The organism is Tahibacter sp. (assembly GCF_032229445.1).
Classification (GTDB): domain Bacteria; phylum Pseudomonadota; class Gammaproteobacteria; order Xanthomonadales; family Rhodanobacteraceae; genus Tahibacter.
Window position 1 is genome coordinate 1 of sequence record NZ_JAVTWC010000046.1, and the last position, 19,943, is coordinate 19,943.

10 protein-coding genes are annotated in these 19,943 nt (G+C 68.2%); 4 read left to right on the forward strand and 6 right to left on the reverse strand.

Annotated features, from left to right (window positions below; all coding sequences use genetic code 11):
- The coding region (locus RUU78_RS08905) for a hypothetical protein (protein WP_313915738.1) at positions 1-750 on the forward strand (750 nt) is incomplete at its 5' end.
- A gap of 55 nt (positions 751-805) precedes the next feature.
- Positions 806-1,744, forward strand: a complete 939-nt coding sequence (locus tag RUU78_RS08910) for a M23 family metallopeptidase (RefSeq protein ID WP_313915740.1) — start codon at positions 806-808, stop codon at positions 1,742-1,744.
- A 265-nt stretch (positions 1,745-2,009) separates the two neighbouring features.
- Here the strand turns inward: RUU78_RS08910 and RUU78_RS08915 are convergent, their stop codons facing one another.
- The 6 genes from RUU78_RS08915 to RUU78_RS08940 form a co-directional block, all read right to left on the reverse strand.
- Entirely contained in the window at positions 2,010-3,128 is a 1,119-nt protein-coding gene (locus tag RUU78_RS08915; protein ID WP_313915742.1) for a hypothetical protein, read from the reverse strand.
- A 44-nt stretch (positions 3,129-3,172) separates the two neighbouring features.
- A complete protein-coding gene (locus RUU78_RS08920; RefSeq protein ID WP_313915745.1) occupies positions 3,173-5,068 on the reverse strand; it encodes a S8 family peptidase in 1,896 nt (631 codons plus the stop codon).
- A gap of 444 nt (positions 5,069-5,512) precedes the next feature.
- Positions 5,513-6,877, reverse strand: a complete 1,365-nt coding sequence (locus RUU78_RS08925) for a tetratricopeptide repeat-containing protein (protein ID WP_313915747.1) — start codon at positions 6,875-6,877, stop codon at positions 5,513-5,515.
- A 401-nt stretch (positions 6,878-7,278) separates the two neighbouring features.
- Positions 7,279-10,533, reverse strand: a complete 3,255-nt coding sequence (locus RUU78_RS08930) for a hypothetical protein (protein ID WP_313915750.1) — start codon at positions 10,531-10,533, stop codon at positions 7,279-7,281.
- Positions 10,534-10,819: 286 nt separating this feature from the next.
- Positions 10,820-12,424 carry a hypothetical protein gene (locus tag RUU78_RS08935; protein ID WP_313915752.1) on the reverse strand — a complete coding sequence of 535 codons (1,605 nt, stop codon included), beginning with the start codon at positions 12,422-12,424 and terminating at the stop codon, positions 10,820-10,822.
- Between the two features lie 192 nt (positions 12,425-12,616).
- Positions 12,617-13,867 (reverse strand): threonine synthase, encoded by a 1,251-nt coding sequence (locus RUU78_RS08940; protein WP_313915754.1) that lies wholly within the window; start codon positions 13,865-13,867, stop codon positions 12,617-12,619.
- A gap of 277 nt (positions 13,868-14,144) precedes the next feature.
- On the opposite strand from RUU78_RS08940, the gene RUU78_RS08945 reads away from it, so the two are divergent.
- Together RUU78_RS08945 and RUU78_RS08950 are read left to right on the forward strand one after the other, a co-directional pair.
- Complete coding sequence (locus RUU78_RS08945; RefSeq protein ID WP_313915756.1) at positions 14,145-14,870, forward strand: thioesterase domain-containing protein; 726 nt, start codon at positions 14,145-14,147, stop codon at positions 14,868-14,870.
- Between the two features lie 310 nt (positions 14,871-15,180).
- A complete protein-coding gene (locus tag RUU78_RS08950; RefSeq protein ID WP_313915758.1) occupies positions 15,181-19,656 on the forward strand; it encodes a TIR domain-containing protein in 4,476 nt (1,491 codons plus the stop codon).
- Positions 19,657-19,943 lie beyond the last annotated feature (287 nt).

Below are 19,943 nucleotides of genomic sequence, written 5' to 3' on the forward strand. Positions count from 1 at the left end.
GGACCGATCAGCAGACGCCTACGGTGGAGCTTCCTGGCGACGATCGCGACGGCAGCGTCGGCCGTGACGAGGAAGAATGATCGTCACCGCGTCGCTGTGAGCCGTCGGCGCTGGTTTGTCCTGGTTGTGGCTGTGGCTGCAGTCGCGGCGCTCGCGGTGAGCGGCGATGCGATGGCGATAGAGCGCTGCGTTGGCGAGCATGGCGAGGTGATGTTCACGCAGAGCTGTCCCGGTGCGGCAGCACAACCGCGCCAGCGTGCGTCGAACCAGGCCCATGCCATCACCGCGCCGGCACCCGGTGGCGGTTCTTGCGCGCGCTCGCCGGAGCAGCTCGAACAGCTAGTGCGCTCTGCGCTGGCAACGCGCAACGGTATACGGCTTTCGGGTCTGACCCTGTGGCGCGGCGTTCCGGCGCGCGCGGCGCGTGGCGAGGCGCGCGCAATGCTGAGGTTGCTCAAGGCCGGTTCGGCATCGGTTGCGCTGGAAGCGGCATCCACGTATCCGGCGCACGACCCGTACGACGTGGATGCGCCGACGTCAGCCCGCACGCCGGGCCCTGCACTCGTCGTGATGCCCGTGACCGAGCGTCAAGGGGTCACATACTCCGAACAGCTGCGCTTCGACATCGTGCGTGACCATGGCTGCTACTGGCTCGGTCCGCGGCCGCAGCGGGTCTTCGACGAGCCAATGCAGACCCTGCAAGTACGCGGATCCGACGATATCGAACCCGTTGCACTGCGCGGACGTTAGTTTCCATCGGTGTCACCCACCACAGATTCGTCATCAACCGTAGGGGAGTAGTGCTATGCGAACTCGTGCAACGACGGCGGCTCTGGCCGTTCTGGGTCTTCTGGTCACCGCGGGCCTCTTGCCTGCGCAGGCGGCGTCCAATCTCGTCACCGCACCGCAGGGCGGGGTGGCACGCTGGGCAGGGCTCGACGCTGCCGAATGCGGCATCTACGGCAAGCGTTATGCCGCCGTCGGTGAGGTCTGCTACTTCCCGGTGGATATCCGTGCGCGCCTCGGGCGGCACGAGATCGCCGTGTGGGACAAGGCTGGCAAGCAGCACCTCGGCGCGCTGGTCGTGGAAGATGCGAAATTTGCCGATGTGGACATGGAGCTGCCGCCGGCGCTCGACCGCTACATGGAGCTCTCGGCCGAGGACCAGGCGCGCGCCGTGCGCGAAACCGCCGAGGTCCGGAAAATCCTCGGAGGCACGCCGGACGCCCCGCGCTTCACGCTGCCGCTGAAAGATCCGGCCGCCAAGCTGCCGCGCAGCGAAGACGATTTCGGCAGCCTGCGCACCTTCAACCACAAGCGCAAAAGCCTGCACAGCGGCCGCGACTACCCGGTCGGCAACGGCAACAAGGTGGTGGCGGTGGCGGACGGAACGGTGGTCCTCGCCGCCGATCACTTCTTCACCGGCAACGCCGTCTACATCGATCACGGCGGCGGCCTCGTCAGCATGAACTTCCACCTGGGTTCGATCGCGGTCAAGGCCGGCGACGAGGTCAAGCGTGGCCAGGCGATCGGCAAGATCGGCGCCACCGGCCGCGCAACGGGTCCGCATCTGCACCTGGGCCTGCGCTGGCTTGGCAAGCGCATCGATCCGGCACTGCTGCTGGCCGCGCCGACCAAGCTTCCGAGCGTCAGCGACAGCAAGCAGGCGGCCGAAGCGAAGATCCGTGAGGCCGAGAGCAAGGAGCCCAACGAGACCGACGCGCCGCTGGACGAGGAAGGCTGACCTCAACAGCACCCGGATCACGGGGCCGCGCTTCCAGGCTTTCGGCGCGGCGTCGCGGCCTGCCGGATCGGACCGGTAGCCTGCAGCTCGAATCGGCCGTGACTGGCTGCTGGCCAGTCAGGTGCCGAATCTTCGGCTACGGGCCAGGGGCGCTGGCGCCGCTGGCGGATCGCTACGGGCGCTCACAGGGTACGACGGCGCTTTCCGATCCAGTGTCGATCTTGCCGCGCGTTGCGGAGTGCGCCGGCACGGATGGAGAGGCGCGTCAGACGGCGCTCTCCAGTTCGGCCGTGACCGAGCGGGCCTGCGCCCGCGGCGTGACGAGGCGGTCTCCGAACAACGCGCGCATGTCGTCGATCTCATAGGTGCAGTGCACCGTGTAGTCGTCGTCGCCGCGCGCATCGTGCAGCCATTGCATGGCGTCGCGCGCGGGATTGGGGAATCGCCCGCGGTCGCCGGAAACCACGTAGTGGTCGGCCGTGACGCGCTCGAAGAATTCCTTTTTTACATTGTTCTTGCTGCCGTGATGCGGCAGTTTCAGGAGGTCGACGTGAATGCGTCCGTCGTCGTCGAGCAGGCCGTTCGCCTCGAGGCCCGCCAGCACGTGGTCGCCACGCGCGTCGCCGGTGAGCAGCATGCGGCGTCCGTCAAAACTCGCCAGCACGACGATGCTCGACAGGTTGTACGGCGAGCGGTCGCTGTACGCGGCCAGCGTGCCGTCGTCGCGGCGCTTGGCTTTCCAGGCAATGCGCAGTGCCTCGACCTCGGCCGCGGCCGGAGCGACGACATCCATCGTCAGGCCTTCGATCCTGACGGGTTTGTCGCGGACCCCGCGCATCACCAGCGCCGGTTCGTCGAACGGCGCGTTCAGGCGCCAGCCCAGCTGCACCGCATAGCGGTGCAGCTCCTGCCCCTGCGGCACCGAGGCGAGCACCTTGCCGTGAAAGTGCGCGTCGGTGTCCGCTTCGGAGCCGCCGACAGGCAACTGCAGCGCCGCGCCGATGGAGGCGGTAACCGACGCCGTGGCGCGCTCGACGAGCGGATCGTCCAGCAGGCCTTCGAGGCTGTTGTGCCAGAGCCGGCGGACCTTGATCCGCAGCGGGTCGCGTCCGTGCAGGTCGTTGGTCCGGTTGTCGTCGAGTTCCTTGGCGAAATCGAGCAGGCCGTTGATATGGTCGTCGTCGATGTGGCTGAGCATCAGCAGGTCGATGACGAGTGGTTCGCCGTGCTCGTCGATGAGTTCGACCAGGCGCGGCCGCAGGCTATCGCGGTAGACGGTGGTGGGTCCGCCGTCGATCAGCATGAGGTGCGGCGCGTCGTCGGTTCCCCACTGCAGCAGCAGGCAGTCGCCGTGCAGGGCTTGCAGCGCTTCGAGCTTGAACATGGCCTGTTCCTCCATTCGCCGGATTGCGTTTTGGCTGACGACGTTCACACGGACTGCAGCGCGCGCAGCGCGTCGACGAGCCCGTGCCCCTGGAAATAGCGTTCGCGACCCAGATCCGTTGCGGTATCGCAGAGAATCTTCTTGATCCGCTCGGGCTGTCCGATCAGCTCGGCGTTGCGCGCCAGCAGCAGGGCCGCCGCGCCGCTGACGTGCGGTGCGGCCATGCTGGTGCCGTCGAGCGTGACCGCGTCGCCGTGCGGCGCCGGTGCGTAGATCTTCTCGCCCGGCGCGACCAGGTCGGGCTTGATGCGGCCGTCGCCGGTCGGGCCGCGGCTGGAAAAATAACTGACGCCGAAATTGTGCGGCTCGCGCCGATGCGTGGAGCCGACGGTGATGACGCCTTCGGCATTGCCCGGGTCGGTGATGCTGACGGCGCAGAACTGATAGAACGTGGACTCGTCGGCGGCCTTGATGTGCCGGTAGCCGCGATTGCCGGCGGCCGCCACGACGACGATGCCCGAATGCACCGTGCGCTCGGCTTCCAGGCAGACCGGCGTGCGTCCACAGGCATAGCTGGCGACATCGTGCTCGAAGGAAAGGCTCATGTTGACGCCGTGCACGACCATCATGTCCGCATGCGCATTGAGGTAGCGAAGAAACTGCAGTGCGGCGGTGACGATGAATTCGTCGCTGTCGCCGTTGTCCTTGCAGATGCGCACGTCGATGAGGTCGATGTCGGGACACACGCCGCTCATGGGGCCGCGTGGGCCGTCGGGCCAGTCCGCGCCGAGGATGCCGGCGACATGGGTGCCGTGACGGTTCTTCGGTACGTAGTAGGCGGCCGGCTCCACTTCGAGCAGTTCGCGCAGAAGGCCCCAGTCGTTCGGCTTGAACGCGTCGGCGCGCTCGCGCACCTGCTGCAGCGGTGTTGCGTAGCGTTCTGTCTGCAGGTGTGGCGGCAGTCTTTCCGTATTGCCGAGCAGCAGATCGCGCAGGTAGCTGAAGTCGAACGTGTGCCTGACGCGGGACGCCTTGACGTTTTCCGCGGCGGTCCGCGTGCCGGAGGGCTCGACTCGCCGGGCGAACGCCGGATGGGTCGCGTCGATGCCTGAGTCGACCACCGCCCAGGTAATGCCGCTGCACGACAGGTCGAACAGTCGCCGCGCCGCATCGGCCTTGACCGTCTTGCGCGACTCGGCGACGGCGAGGTTCGCCTTGCGGTCACAGGTGATCGAGTAGATCGCATCGTCAGCGGTGTTGCAGTACCACTCCGGACCGGGCGCGTGCTCGAGCAGTTCGATCCAGCCTTCGCGCGCCATCTGCGCGATTCGCGCCCGCACCGTCTCCGGCGGCAGCGCGACGAGGACCTTCACTTCCTTCGCGGCGCGCTCGATGCCGCTGCTTGGCGTCTTCGTCGTGCGCGCACCGCGTCGAAGGATCAGGTAAGCAGCGACCCCCGCGATGCGGACAAACGAAAGCAGCTCTTTGGCGGGATCCGCTGCCGCAACGTCTTCACGCGCATCGTCGTGCAGCGGCACATCGGCCCAGAGCGTGGCATCGGGCAGCGTGGCGACGAGTTCCGGATCCAGTCCCACGGTGCCTGAGCGCCGGCTGGCGGCGCTGTAGGCGCGGCGGAACCAGCCGGTCAGCGGCACCAGGCCGAAGACGACCGTGGCGAGGTCGGCGGACAACGACACGAGGGTGTTGTTGTAGACGGCCTCGTGCGGCGCGGCTCGCCCGATCCCGCGTCGATGCAGCGCTGCAGCCAGTTCCGATGGCGGCAGCTGCAGATAGGGCTGCAGCAACAGCGGCACCCGCTGGCTGGCCGCTTCGATCAGCTCGATCCAGACCTCGAGAAATACCGCGCCATCCTGCACGTAGCGGCGCTGATCGCCGGTTCCGTACAAGGTCATCTCAACCAGCCGCCGCGTCGTATGCATGCAGGATTTTCTCCCGACCGTCGGTGCGCCGTGCCGATGATGCGGCACACATTCCCGCGGGGTTTCGTGCGCTGGCCAGGCGTCGACCAGGGACGCCAATGGCGCGGTGCACCATCACCGCGGATCGAAAAGTGCCAGGGTCACTTAATGCAAATTGTCCCGCAGGATACCGCGGAGTGGTGCAGGCGGGTGATACCTCTCAGGCCGCAGCGAGGCGGGTTGCGCATCTCGAGCGGCAAGGGCGCGCGATCGCGCCCTTGCCGGGGTTGCATCGCGATAATCCTGTCGGCCGCCTTGCTTCTGGCATTGGCGGTCGCTGGGGCAGCGCATCGCGACTCGCGCTTCCGACCCGAGGTCGTGCCGAAGATGCCGAGTTGCGCGGAGCCGGCAACCGCGCGAATGGCGTTGCGCGCGCCGTGCAGATCCCGCGGAACCGTTGTGCGCTCAGCGCAACGCTTCGAGGCTCGCGACGATCTGTGCGAAGCCGGTGCTGTCCTGCGACATCTGTTCCACATGGCGCCGCAGGTCCTGCAGGGTCGATTCCAGTTGCCACGCGATGGCACCTTCGCGTTCGACGCGCGGCGCCAGTTCGCGCGCGGCGTCGAGATTGCGTTCGGCGAAGGCCATGCCGAGCAGGGTCGATCGCGTCCATTCGTTGTCGGTCTTGCGCACGATCGCACGCTCGCAGCCCAGGCGCGCCACCGTCGCGGCAACCACGGCACGCGCCTCGTCGCCGGCGTCGCCGCGCTCGCGGTACAGCGCGGGCAGGTTGCAGATCGGGTAGTAGTCGTTGAGATCCAGATGCATGCCGTGCTCGTAGTGCCGGATCGAATCCTGCAGATGCCGGCGATTCGGTTGCGCGGAACCGCTGGCGTCGTTGCGCGCGACCTTGACCGATTCGTTGTAGAGACGCTTGTAGCGACCGCCGAGCAGGCCCTGGCGCTCGGCGCTGTCGCCGCGCAGGCGGATCAGCGTCTTCAGCGCGCGTATCGCGGCGAAATGATCGCCGTGTTTCGACTGTGCGAGCGCGAATTGCTCCTGCAGGTAGGGCACGTCCTGCAGGGCCTGCGGCAAGGCCTGGATATAGGTCACGACCTCGTCGTGCCGTTCGAGCACATCGCGCAGCAGGCGGACGATTTCGGTCGCGACGGAAAGGCTGGTGGTGGTGTTGGCCGCGTGCGCGTCGAGAATGTCGCGTGCCGCAGCGGCTCGCGCCGGCCTGGGCATCTCGCCGACGACATCGATGTCGGCGCGCAGCGCCTCGAACGCTTCGAGCTGTCCGGCGAGTTCGCGTGCGCGCACACCGTCGTGTTGCGCGTTCGGATAGCCGAGGACCGCGTCCATCATCGGTGCCCGGCCGCGCGCCCGCGGCGGAATGCTCTCGACGAGCACATCGATGATCTGTTGTGCGCGGTCCGCGTCGAGCTTCGTGACTTGATTCTGATACGGCACATGCCTCACCTGCGCCAGGTCGAATACCGGACGCGCCCAGTCCGCCGCGATCAGCACGCAGCCGTCCGGGCGTGCCGCGTGGCGGATGCCGACTTCGTAGTACGCATTCGCGTTGGCGATGCTGATGTCGGCGACGACCAGATCCGAGTAGTACAGCCGCTCCAGCATCTCCTGGATGATCAGGGGCCCCAGATCCTGGTCGGCGCGTACCACCCGATAGCCGAGGCGTTCCAGCGCGGGCTTGATCGCCTGTTGCCACAGTGCGTCGAAATCGACGCGCGCCGGCGCGGGTTCCGTGGCGCCCGTTTCGCGCAGGCCGAACGGCATGACCACGAAGCAGATCGGAAGAAAGGGCATTTCATTTCTCCGGGTGGAGCGGCAGTCGTACGCGTGTCAGAGCCGGTGCTGCAGGTTGGCCTGAGGAGGGTCGGACAGACGGCCGGCGAAGCTCCCGGATGCCGGGTCACGCGTCCTTCACCGGGGCGGCAGACGCGCGGGCGGAACGGCGTGACCTCGTCCACGCCTGCGCGATACGGAGCATCTGTACCGACAGGGCGGTTTCTCTCAGCAGCGCGATGCTGGCGTCGCACGCAGCCGACGCGGCTGGCGCCGCGGGCGCGAGGAGTTCTCTTGGGCGACGCGTGGGCGGCGGCGAAATTCAGGCGGCGCGACGCTGCGATGCGTGCGCGCGGCGTGGCGACTAGGCGTTCACGGCACTGCCTGCCCGCACCGGCGCCGCGCCGGTGCGGGCACTGCGATCACGGCGCGCAATCACCCATGCGCGTGAGCGCGAGCTGGCCCGACCGGTCCGCGAACGGGCCAGAGACCAGCGGATCGGTGAAACGATAGTCGAGCGTCGCGCGATCGCAGCCGAGCACGGTCAGCGTGGCGATGCCCACGACGTTCGCGTTGTAGGTCGGCAGCGAATCGAAGCCGCCGCCGGTGGTCTGGATGATGCGCAGGTCGACGCGGCCGTCGCGCGCCTGCGCGAGATCGCCCTGCAGCGTGAACCAGTGCTGGCGGCTCTGGCTGTACGCACCTTCCGGGTCGTAGGTGAACCACGGCGCGAAGAACACCCCGTCGGGCTGGATGTTGAGCTGCAGTCCCTGGCCCAGCGCGGCCGGGTCGTACCAGGCGCCCGACAGGCGCGCATCGAACCCCTTGGCCGGTGGTCGCGCGCCGGCGCCAGGCTGGCTGCTGCCGTCGGCAAGGCGGCAGTCGCGCGTCGCCGGCGTCAGCCGGGACAGCGTCAGCGTGCCTTCGCGCTTCGCGCCGGAGCCCGCTTCGGTCTGGTCGAACAACTGATAGCGCAAGGTCGCGTTGCTGCAGTCGCTGAAGCTCAGCCAAGCCTTGCCGACCGGCCGCGGATACGGCGACACGGCCGGACCCGCGGCGAAGTTGCCGCCGATCGTGCGCAGTACTGGCAGCTCGAGTTCGGTCGTGCCGGCGGGGACGCCGTTGACCTGCAGCGTGTACCAGCGCAACGACCGGCGCGAGGTGAACACTCCGCCCCAGTCGTGGGTGAACCAGGCCGCGAACAGCGTGTTCGAGCCTGGCAGCCAGTCGATCGCCAGGCCTTCGCCGTTGGCGTAGGGCGCGTGCCACAGGCCGGCGACGCCGGGCTGGCCGACGTCGATGCGCGGTGTGTCGGTGACCGCACGGTCGAGCCGCAAGATCGCCGCGGTGCTGCCGCCGACGCGATCGGTGATCTCGCCGACGACGCGGGCCGCGCCGGCCGCATCGTCGCGCAGCGCCAACGGCGCGTCGCAGGTGTCGCCGCAATACACATCGCGCCGATGCGTGCGAATGCCGACGTCGGCACGTAGGCGCTCCAGACGCAGGCGATTGCTGTGGGCCGAGGCGATCAGCAGCTGCGTGCCGTCGGCGCTCAGCGCGAGGCGGCCGGGTCCGGTCGCGCTGAATTCGAGATCGTAGGTCCACGCGGTGTGCCCGTCGGCGCGTTCGATGCGCGATACGCGCGCCGCGCCGGGCGTGCCGGTGCCCGCGCGCCGATATTCCAGCGCGAACACGGCCTGCGCACCGCCCACGAGCTGGATCTCGCTGTCCTTGAGCGACAGCGGTGCCAGCCAGCGCGTGGTACCACCGGGGCTGATCGACCAGAGCGTCGCCACGTCCCGCAACGCGACGCGGGGGCGGCCGGCGATGAACAGGCCGCCGTCCTCGTCCAGGGCGAAGTCGGACTGGTAGGAAACGAGTTCGCTCGGGCTCAGCAGAAAGTCGGGGCTCAGGTCGGCGTTGGCGCGGCCGACGGCCAGGCTGTTCGCCGTCGTGACGCGACCGATAGGGTCGATCGCGACGCGATCCGCGGTGGACGCGGTACGGCGCGAGTTCACCAGCTGGTCGTCGATGAACACCTGCGTTTCGACGAACTCAGGTGCGCGCCGCACCACGATCACGCGCCCGCCGGACAAGGGCCAGACCTGCATCTGGATGCCCTGGTCGGCCGGTGCGTCGTGCAGGCGGCCGACGAGGGCGCCGGTCGAGGCATCCAGGCATTGCGCCATCGGCTTCCTCGCGCTGCCGGGGATCAACGCGGCGTCGCTGACCACGGACACGCAGGCGAGGCCGTGTCCGGTTTCGATCTGCGCCGAATGCAGCGCGAGGCCTGGCAGTTCGCGGCGCCACAGCACGGTCGCGTCAGCGCCGATCTTGCTGACGGTATAGCGTTGCGGCGGTACCGCGACGTACGCGTTCTGGGTCACGAGGTAGCTGGACCCGTCGGCATTGATCTGCGCGGCCAGCAGCTGCAGCGGGTGGCTATCGGTCAGCTCGCCGATCACAGTCGGCCGGATCTGGTTCGCGGCATCGACTGCGATCAGGCGCGTCTGGAACGGCGCATCGACCCGTTCGCGACCGAGCACCAGCAGCGTGCCGTCCGGCGCGGACTGCAGTTCCAGCGTGCGAGCGAACGGCAGCACCGTTTCCGATGTCACGGCGCCGGCCGGATTGCGGCGCACGAGGCGCTGCTGTCCCGACGACTCACACACGTTCGCGACCGAACCGTCCGCGCCGACGATGATGTCGGGCAGCACCGGCGCGCCGGGCGCGGCACCCGGGCACAGCGTCTTCAGCCAGGCGACCTGCCCGTCGGCGCCGATGCGTACGAGCGTGCGCGCGCGGCCGAACTGCATGTTTTCGCCGGTGACGGAATACAGCGCGTTGTCCGGCGCAGCGGCCAGCGTGTACACGGCGATGTCTGCGTTCGCCTGGGCACGGCTGTATTGCAGCTGCCCTTGCGCATTGAGGCGTGTCGTCCACAGCGAGCCGGCGTGCAGGCCGACGCCCCAGACGCCGCCGTCGGCGGCGAGCTCGAACTTCTGCGCGATATCCGGTTCGCCTCGCCACTGCCACACGCGGTCGCCACCGCGGTAGCGCGCAAAGACGGTCTCCATTACGTTTGAACGCGACAGCACGACGAGATCGTCATCGGCCAGCGCCTTGAAGGCGACCAGCTGCTCTAACGCGATCAGCGCGCCGATGCCGCCGATGCGCACGCGCCAGCGCAGGCCGCCGTCGGGAGCGAGTTCATGGAAGTTGTCGCCGTCGCCCGGTGCCGGACCACCAATCCAGCTGATGCCCTGGGCGTTGGCATCCACGGCCTTGCAGGACAGGAACGGCACGGCTTTTGTCCAGGTTGCGCGCAGATCGCCAGTGACGCGCAGCAGGTTGCAGTGGCCGTCATAGGCGATCAGGCCACCGTCGTCGGTGGCGACGCCGGCAATGAACACCGGGTCGTCAGGGTCCGGCAGTGCCGGCCCGCGGTAGAGCGTGATCGTGCGGCCATTGGCGTCGGTATGCCGCACGCCGTCGAGGCTGAAGGTCCAGAAGCTGCCGTCGTGGCCCTGCACGAAACCTATGGGATCGATCGCGACGGAAGCCTGTGGCTCCACATAGCGCGCATCGGCGTGAGCGGTGCCCGCGCTGGCGAGCGCGACCAGCGCGAGCGACAGCGGGCGAAGCAGCGCGGAAAAAAGCGAACACGTCCGTTGCATCGGAAACCTCCTGGGGTTGTTCCGTCGTAGACGAAGAAGTTCGTGGTTCTCCCCCAACGGTGGTGCGGATGCCGTGGGAAGGTGCGCGCGCGCGTCCCGCGAGGCGCTGCGCGCAAGCGGTGTGCAGCGGCCGCGCGCGGTATCGGGTATGCGCTTCCCGGCGCTGCGCGAACCGGCTGGCGCGCACCAAAGCGGCACCAGGCCGACCCGGTGACGGAACCGCGGTTGAAGAAGAAGCAGGAATCGACAGTGAGTTTACCGATTGCCTGTCGGCGCAGGCCGACGCTCACGCATCGTCGGGTTCGGCCCGCACCGCCGCCATCAGCGACAAGCCCGCCAGCAGCAGCGCGAGCACGCCGTAGGCGGCAACGAACTGCAGGCTGATGATCTGCGCAAGTCCATCCAGCTGCCACGGCCCGTGCAGCCCGCCGCGCGGGTCGACCGAGTGGACGACACCGAACGCGGCGAGGCCGGCGGCGACGAGCAGCAGCGCCGCGGCGCGGCGCAGGTGGCCGTCGACCATCGCGGCGACGGTCGCGATCCAGATCATCGCCGTGATGATGAAACCGTTGCCGAGCGTCGTGATCACGGCCAGTTCGGGCAGGCCGTGGCCGTCGAGTGTGGTGGCGAGCCGATGGAATTTTTCCGGCGCGATCCAGGCCGGATTGCCGAGCTTGATGGCTAGCAGGTAGGCGACCGAAGGCAGGAAACCCAGCACCATCGCCGCGGTATGCCGCCGCGGCGTGGCATCGAAGGCTTGCGTGGTGATGTCGATCGCGACGTAGACCATGATCGGCGCGAGTACGGCGAGCGGCAGCCATTGCACGAGGCTGGACACCACGCCGAGCATGCCGCCGATGCCGATGAACAGGCCCGTCAGCAGCGTATAGCCGTGTCGCGCGCCCATGTGCTTGTACGCCGGCTGGCCGATGTACGGCGTGGTCTGCGCCACACCGCCGCAGAATCCCGCGACCAGGGTCGAGAACGCCTCGGCCAGCAGTATGTCGCGCGTGGAATAGTCGTCGCCAGCCGCGCGCGCACTTTCGCTGACGTTGATGCCACCGACGACCATCAGCAGTCCGAACGGCAGCAGCAGCGGCAGGTACGGCAGCGTCGCCGGTAATCCTTCCACAAATCCCCAATTCGGCAGCGGCAGCGCCAGATGCCATTGCCACGCGGCCGGCGGCGTGAAACCCGGCGCGCCGAGTCCGGCAAAACCCAGGCCGTAATACAGCAGCGTGCCGAACGCGAACACCAGCGGTACGCCGGGCAGATCCAGCGGCAGCCGGCCCTTGGCCACGAGCACGTACAGCAGCAGCCCCAGCGTGACGAAGCCGACGACCGGGACGCGCAGCGCCTCGATCAGCGGAAAAAATCCCATCAGCACGAGCGCGATGCCGGCGATCGAACCGAGCAGCGCCGCGCGCGGCAGCACGCGCGTGACCCAGGCGCCAGCGAACGACAGCACGAACTTGAGCACACCCATGACGACGAGCGAGGCCATGCCGAGTTTCCAGGTCGCGATCGCCGCGGCCTGCGCATCGAGTCCGCCGGCCTTGTACGCGACGAAGGCCGGCCCGAGCACCAGCAGCGCCATGCCGATGCTGGTCGGCGCATCCAGACCCAGCGGCATTGCCGTCACGTCCTCGCGTCCGCTGCGCGCGGCAAGACGCCGCGCCATCGCCGTGTAGATCAGATTGCCAACGAGCACGCCGAACGCCGTGCCCGGGAACATGCGCTGGAACACGACGTCCGCCGGAAACCCGAAGAGGCCGATCAGCGCGCCGGCGATGAAGGCCAGTATCGTCAGGTTGTCGACGACGAGGCCGAAGAAGCCATTCAGGTCGCCTGGTACGAACCAGCGCAGACGCGGCGAAGCGGTTGACGTCATGAGGGTCTCGATAACAGCGTCTGACAGAATGCCAGGTCAATCGGCAAAGGCCTCGAAAAGCCCTCCCCTTGAAGAGGAGGGCTAATGCTCTCGGCCTGAAGGCGAAGGCTAGCGCTCCTGGCTTGCGCTTGCGCCATTGCATTCTTGCGGGGCTCCAAGGACGGACGGCGCGGCAGCCCGTCGCCGGCCGCGCTACAGCAGATCACGCACCGCCGGCAGGTATTTCTCGACCGACCCGGTGTTGACGACCACGACGCGCTCGCCCGCGCGCAGCAGGCCACGCTGCAGCAGCTGGGGCAGGGCGGCGAAGCAGGCGGCGCCTTCGGTGCCGATCCAGTCGTGGCGCGCGCGCCAGAGGCGCTGCGTCTGCGCGGCGATGTCGGCTTCGCTGACCGCGACTGCCGCGCCGCCGCTCGCGCGCACGATCTCGAGCACGCGCGCATGGCCGACGCCGCCGGGTACGTTCAGTCCGGTCGCCAGCGTGTCGCCGCCGCTGGCCGGTGTTGTGTCCGCGGCGCCCTGCTCGAACGCGCTGACGAGCGGACACGTCGCCTCGCTCTGCACGCAGTACAGGCGCGGCCGGCGTGCGTCGAGCAGGCCGAGTTGCAGCAACTCGTCCCAGGCCTTCCACATGCCGAGCACGCCGGTGCCGCCGCCGGTGGGATAGATCACCGCGTCGGGCACCGACCAGCGCGTCTCGCCGGCGGCCGGTTCGGCGAGCTCCAGACCCAGCGTCTTCTTGCCCTCGATGCGCCAGCCGGGTTCCTGGAAGGTCGCGACAGAAAAGTATCCTTGTGCAAGATAGTGCTGCCTGAGAAACGCGCCGGCTTCGCGGATCGTCGGCCCGGCCAGCTCGAGCACGACGCGTTGCGGATACTGCAGCGCCGCGGCGGCGACGCTGCCGAGTATCGGCAACGGCGTGCTCGCCGGCATCGCCACCGCGACCGACAGGTCCGACGCCAGCGCGTAGCGCACCAGCGAATCGCCGGCGTTGCCCTGCGTAGGCACCGAGAGGCGGCGCAGACCGAGCCGCCGCGCCTGCGACGCGACCATGGACATGCCGCGATCCTTGAAGCTGCCGGTCGGATTCGCACCGTAGCCGGCGTGAGCGCGGCCTTCGTCCTTGAGCTGCAGGCGCAGCCCGCTGCCGCGCACGGATTCGTCGTCGGAATACTCGAGCAGCGCCGTGGCGCCCTCGCCGAGCGTGACGATGTGCGCCGCATCGGCCGGATCGTCGATATCGAGCGCGAGTAACGCGCCGAAGCGCCACATGTCGCGGCGCTGCGGCCGGTACCACGAGGCGCTGGGCCGTTCGCGCGCGAGTCGCGCCAGGTCCAGGACCATCTCCACCGGACGGCCATCGACCGGATCGAGATTCATCGGCACGTCGGCCGGATACTCGCGGCCCGAAGCGATGCCCCGCAGACACTGCACAAACGACATGAGGATTTCCTGGGGGACGCGGTGCCGCGCACACTAGCGAGTCCGGCCGCGGCGCGGCAAGGTGTGCGTACCTGCCGGTGAGGCATATCGGTATTCGTCGATGCCGGGTGTATCTGATTGCCGCGGTCGGCGTGCCGGTGCCGATCTCGGCCATCGTGCTGGTTGACCGTGCTGGCGTCGCCCTGCATTCCGACGCGCCGCCCGGGCGCAGCGGAAACCCATCGCCGCGTTGCGCCACCAATCGTCTGCACGGCTTCAATGACGCTACAGTCGATCAATGTGGGACATCGCCTGGCTGCACGGCAGGGACGGCGCCGCGGACCATCGAGGCCCGCGGCACCGTGCGCGCGGCAGCGCCGTGCCCGCCCTGGAACGAACCACTCCGAGAGTCCATGAAAACTTACAAAAACTTCCTCAAGCTCAACGCCGCGCTCGCGCCGCGCAAAATCGTGGTGTTCCCCTATGCCGGCGGTTCACCGTATGCGTTCCGCGACTGCCCGCGCTGGTCGCCGGCGCGGACTTCAGCTTCTTCGGCCACAGCAACGGCGCGCTCGTCGCCTACGCCTGCACGCAGCGACTGGAACGCCTGGGCGCGCGACTGCCGCGGCATGTGTTCCTGTCCGGCAAGAAACCGCCGAACGGCCCGCCGCGCCGCGACAGCGAGCTGTCCGACCCGGAATTCGTGCGCTTCCTGACTGATCTGGGCGGAATGCCACAGAAAGTCGTCGCGAACGACGAACTCATCGAACTGTGCCTGCCGATCATCCGCGCCGACATGAAAGTCGGCGAGAGCTTCCGCCCGCACGGCCGCCTGGGCCTTGCCACGCCGGTCAGCGTGCTCGGTGGTGCGCAGGACAACGACACCACGCGCGAAACCCTGGATGGCTGGCGCGAGTTCTGCCACAGCGTGCAGCGCGTGGAGCTGCTGCCCGGCGACCACTTCTTCCTGACCCAGCACCGCGACTACATCGCCGACCTGATGAAGGCGTCGCTGGCGGCGTGAGGGTGGCCGTGTGCGACCGGTGTGGATACCTCACCGGGTCGGCGTCGCGATGCCAAAACCTGAGCGCTGCAACAACGGTTCGCTCAGCTCGAGCAAGGCGCCGGAATCGGCTCGAAAGGCGGTCAGGAAACAACGATCGAAACCGGCTCCACTCGACATTGGGCAATCTCAGCCTGGAAGAGTTCGAGCTGTCAGATGAGAGATGCGTAGCGCTGCCGACACTGATCACATCGCACTAGCGGTGACAGGGAAGCCCGGGCAACCGCGTCGATGGGCGCCGCGCGGGTCACGGGGCGCTACGGAGACGACGATGATCTTCATCAGCTATTCGAGTGCGGACAAGAACCTCGGCGTCTTGCTGCAAACCTGGCTGGGACGACGCCGGTTTCCACAGGTGTTCTTCGACCGCGACGTGGTCGACGGCATCGCGCTCGGCGCCGAGTTTCCGCGCGCCCTGCGTGACGCGCACCAGCGCTCGTCCACATTCCTGCTGCTCGTGACCCGCTCGTGGCTGCAGTCGAGCTATTGCCAGGCCGAATGGAAAACCGCATTGCTCGCCGGCAAGCGGCTCGTGCCGCTGCTCTGCGAGCCCGGCCTGCAGTCGATGCTGCCGCCTGAGATTGCAGTGCTGCAAGGCTGCGACTTCACCGCGGCACTGCGCCCGACGGTCCGTCGGCTCGCCGGGTTCCTCGCGCACGACACGCTCGACCGGCTCGCTTCGCTCGACGCCTACCGGCGCGCGCTTGCCCGTCATGTCGATGCGCCGACTTACGACGTCGTGGGCAGCGACCAGCTGGGACTGCTCGACTGGTATGTCCCGCTCGGTGCACGCCTGCGGATTCCCGGCAGCAGCGACGGCCTGGCGATCGGCGAGCGGCTGTTCGAGGCCGTGGCCACGGAGCAGCGTGTGATCGTCGTCGAAGGGCCGGCCGGCAGCGGCAAATCGACGCTGCTCAAATTCCTCGCGCGTTGCGCGCTCGACGAACCGGGGCGTGTCGGCTTATCGGGTTCCACCTTGCCGCTGCTGCTGCGTCTGCGCGATCTCGCCGCGGTCGCCGAGGGTCGCCCGGAGACTCGCCTGCGCCGGGCGCTGGAGAACATGCCGCGATTCCATCTGATTGGCAGCGCCGTACCGGAAGATTTCCTCGCCAGCTGGGCCGCGGCGGCCGACAGTGAGTGGCTGTTCCTGTTCGACGCGTTCGACGAAGTACCCGATGCGCTGCGCAAGGACGTCGGTCTGCTCATCGATGCGCTGATCGAGGAATTGCCGCGTGCGCGCGTCGTCGTGGCGACGCGCCGCCGCGATCTCGTGCTGGCCGCGCTCGGCGGCCATGCTGCTGCCGACGTGCTACTCGATGCGCCGGATACGGCCGCGACGATGCGCATCGCGCGGCGCTGGATCGGCGAGTCCGCCGACAGCTTTCGCGTGCAGCTCGAGCACGGTGCCCTCGAGCAGCTCTGCGACACGGCGCTCGGTGTCACGATGCTGGCGGCGGTGTTTCCCCACGTCCGCAGCCTGCCGACGTCGCGCAGCCGGCTGTATCAGCACTACTTCGATCTGCTGTTGTCGACGGCGGCGAAGAGTGGCGGCAGCGGCCAGCCGCCGCTCGGCAACGCTGGCGTCATGACGGCGCTACTCGAGGCGATCGCGCTGCGCAGCATGAACGCCGGCGCGTCGCTCGACGAGCGCGGCTGCATCAGCTGCCTCGCCGAGACCTTGCGCCGTATCGATCCGGCCAAATCGGAAACGGGTGCCATGATCGAGGCAAAGGCGTGTCTGCATCCGCTGATGGAACGCAGCGGCGTGTTTGCGGGGCCATTCGAGTGGCGCCATCAGACCTTCTGCGACTTCCTCGCTGCCGGCGCGTTGAGTCGCGGCACGGAAGGGCCGGACACCGCCTTCGTCGAACGCGCGAAACGCGCGCCGGGGACGCGCTGGGAAGGCGTGATCGGCTTCGCGCTCGCGTCCTGGACGCAGGGCTTCGATGCGGACGACGACGCGCCCTGGGAGCGACTGCGGCCGGTATTCGAAGCCTTCATCGGCGCGCGCCCGCAGTATCGCTGGTGGCAGCGGCTGCGCTTCTGGAAGGCGCTGCCGCGCGACCGTGCTTCGCACTTGCTGCCGGTCGAACAGATCGTCGCCCTCGGCGATTGGCTGGTGGAAGCGGGTGGCGCGCCGCATGACGTCCAGGACCACTGCCTGGCGGGCCTGATGCGCGCGAAAGACGCGATGGGCGAGCAGACACTCATGCTCTGCGCTACGTTGTTCGACGACGATCCGCATGCCGGCGTCGCGCAACTGCGCAGCCTTTCGAAATGGCGCTGGCAGCCACGCCTGCGCCGGTCGCTGGCCAGTTGCATCGACACGCTGCTGGCCGAACTCGAGTCGACCGATGGCCTCGCCGCCGCGGCCGTTGCCGGACTGTTGCTGCGACTCGGTGCCGCCGAGCGCATCGCGACACTGGTCGGCTCGCCTACGCGCATGCTCGCCTGGGACTCGATCGCCCAGGCACTCGCGGAAAGCGGCAACCCGTCGCTCATCGATACGCTCGGTAGCGCGCTCGTCGCTGCCGCCGTGGCCGCGAAAGCCCGGCTGTTGAATGGCCTGTATCTGATGTCGGAAACGCTCACGCTGATCCGGGAAACCGGACAGCAAGGCTTCGCCAAATCATCGCTCGGCGCCTGGATCAGCGCGAATCGCCACGATCCTGTCGCGCTGTTCGCGCGGTACTGCGATGCATCGAGGAATGGTGACGTGGCCGCGGGGATCGCGGTGTTGCGCGACGCCAAGACCGACTACCGCGCGCGCATGCAGCGCGCCGTAGCGCGGGCACAGCGCCTCGGTGGCTCCGTGCATCAGATCGATCTGCTGTTCACGTTCTTCGATCGGTCGGAGCTGCAGCGCCGCGCCGCCGACGAATCGCTGCCGACGCCACTCAGAATACTCATCGCTCATCACCTCGGCGACGAAGCCGCCGACGCTGCGGAATCGACGACACAGCGTTTCATGACGGCGCTCCTCGCCATGGCGAGCGTCGCCAACGCGGCCGACGCAGCGCCGCATCGCGTGCTGTCGAACCTCTTGCGCCGCGAAGAACTGCCGCCGCGCTGGTTCCTCGAGCAACTGGCGCGCTGCGATCTCAAGACCGCGCGCGCCTTCATCGAAGAGCAGTCCGCGCAGTTCGACGCTTACGATGCCGCGGCAGCGGCCATGACGCTGCCGGCCCATGTCGAGATCGTGATTCTCGAAGCGCGCTATGCCCGTGCGCCCCTGCGCAGTGACGAGGACATCGAACGTCGCGGCAAGCTACGCGAACGGCTCATCGGAGTCTATGCGACCCATATTGCCGGGCAGGGTGGCCTGGCCGAACGCGTGCGCCGTGCCGAACTGCTGTTTTACGCCGACCACCTCGCCGAAGCCGAGGGCGAGTGCGATACGGTTCTCGTCGCCGAACCGGATCACGCCGACGCGCGCCTGGTCCGTGCGCGCATCCGCGAGGTTCGCGACTCGCCAAGTCACGCGCTCGTCGACATCGACCACGTGCTGCGCAAGGAGCCCGGCAACGGCTACGCATGGTACTTGCGCAGCTTTCCGCTGTTCGCGCTGCAACGCTATCGCGAGGCGGCGCTGGGTTGCGAGCGCGGTATCGCCGCGGGCAGCGGCGACCTGCGGCTGCGAGAACAATGCGCACGCAACCGCCACGCGCTCGGTGAGCTCGACGCGGCGATCGAACAGCTCACGCTGCGGCTCGACGAGGAGCCGTGGGATCTCGACCTGCGTTTCCTGCGTGCGCGTTACTGGTCGGACGCCGGCAAGGTCGCGGAGAGCCGCGACGATCTGCAGCTTTCCCGCGGTGCGCGTCACAGTCGCGATGACCGTCAGCTCATCGGCGTACAGAATCGGCTCGCTGCCGGTCAAGTCGCTGCCGCGGCGCGTTATCTGCGCCGCGCTCCGCCGTCGTGGGAACGTGGTTGGCTCAGCTGCGTCGCGCTGTTCGTGCTGCGCGCGGGCCGCACGGCGATAACCGATCGTCTCGCCGAGATCGAGAGGAAAGGCGCCGAACCAGAGCCGGCCGACTTCGGCGACGACGGCACGGTCGCGTTCTGGCTCGATGTGCTTCGCGACCAGGAATCCGCGGCGCGCGGCCACGTCGAACGGTGGAAGAACCGCGGTTTCGAGGGCAACCTGCGCTGGCTGTCGATTGATCTGGCGGGCCTGCCGGGCCCGTTTCCGGACTGGGTGTGGCCGCTGGTCCTCGAAGCGGCGGCAGCGGCCGAGTCGATACGCGAGCACTTCGACGCGCAACTGCCGGAGCCATCCCCTCCGGAACCAGAACCGATCGCGGCGCCCACTGACAGGACGCCGGTGTTGCGGCGCAAGGCGCTCTATGTCAACGGCATGCTCTGCCAACTGGCCGGAATTGCCGGCTACGACGAGGAACGCGAGCTCGCCGCCGGCATCCTCGTGTCGACGCCGCGGCGCGCACTCGTGATCATGCCGCTGCACGACACGGGCTTCGTATACATCCAGGCGAACGTGCGCTACGCACCCGAAGCCGACCACGATTTCAAGATCACCATGGATTTCCGTGACGCGCGCGCGCACGGCGTACTCCGCGACACCGTGCTGCGGACCGGCATCGAGAAAGTGTTCGTGACGTGCGCCATCCTCCAACGCGCGCTGGAGAAGTCGGCACACCTCAAGTCGCTGCGCGCGATGCTGGAACTCGTGCCGCGCTCGCTACCCTACTCGCCGTCCGAGGTGATTTTCGAGCGCGTTAGCTGAGGTCCCGCGGCAGCACCGAACCGCCGTCGACCATTGGCGTTCGCCGCATACGAGTGGGACGGATTGGTTGCGGCGCGCCGGATTTACGCCAACGGTCGCATCCGCGTGCGTGTGCAATGGGTGTCCTGTGATGACCTGCGAACCAGGCGCGAAAACCCGGCACGTAGCGCATCGGGCAGCGCCAGCAGCTCGTGGATGCCCGGCTTGAGTTCCTGGCCGCGCAGCTAGCGGAAAAGGCGGATCAGCATGGCACCGCGGCGCTGCGCTGTCCCGGTACCGCCGCGTCA

Excerpts from the sequence above, each read along its gene's own strand:
- RUU78_RS08910 (WP_313915740.1), top strand. The coding sequence starts at position 806 with ATGCGAACTCGTGCAACGACGGCGGCTCTGGCCGTTCTGGGTCTTCTG.
- RUU78_RS08915 (WP_313915742.1), bottom strand. The coding sequence starts at position 3,128 with ATGTTCAAGCTCGAAGCGCTGCAAGCCCTGCACGGCGACTGCCTGCTG.
- RUU78_RS08920 (WP_313915745.1), bottom strand. The coding sequence starts at position 5,068 with ATGCATACGACGCGGCGGCTGGTTGAGATGACCTTGTACGGAACCGGC.
- RUU78_RS08925 (WP_313915747.1), bottom strand. The coding sequence starts at position 6,877 with ATGCCCTTTCTTCCGATCTGCTTCGTGGTCATGCCGTTCGGCCTGCGC.
- RUU78_RS08930 (WP_313915750.1), bottom strand. The coding sequence starts at position 10,533 with ATGCAACGGACGTGTTCGCTTTTTTCCGCGCTGCTTCGCCCGCTGTCG.
- RUU78_RS08935 (WP_313915752.1), bottom strand. The coding sequence starts at position 12,424 with ATGACGTCAACCGCTTCGCCGCGTCTGCGCTGGTTCGTACCAGGCGAC.
- RUU78_RS08940 (WP_313915754.1), bottom strand. The coding sequence starts at position 13,867 with ATGTCGTTTGTGCAGTGTCTGCGGGGCATCGCTTCGGGCCGCGAGTAT.
- RUU78_RS08945 (WP_313915756.1), top strand. The coding sequence starts at position 14,145 with ATGTGGGACATCGCCTGGCTGCACGGCAGGGACGGCGCCGCGGACCAT.
- RUU78_RS08950 (WP_313915758.1), top strand. The coding sequence starts at position 15,181 with ATGATCTTCATCAGCTATTCGAGTGCGGACAAGAACCTCGGCGTCTTG.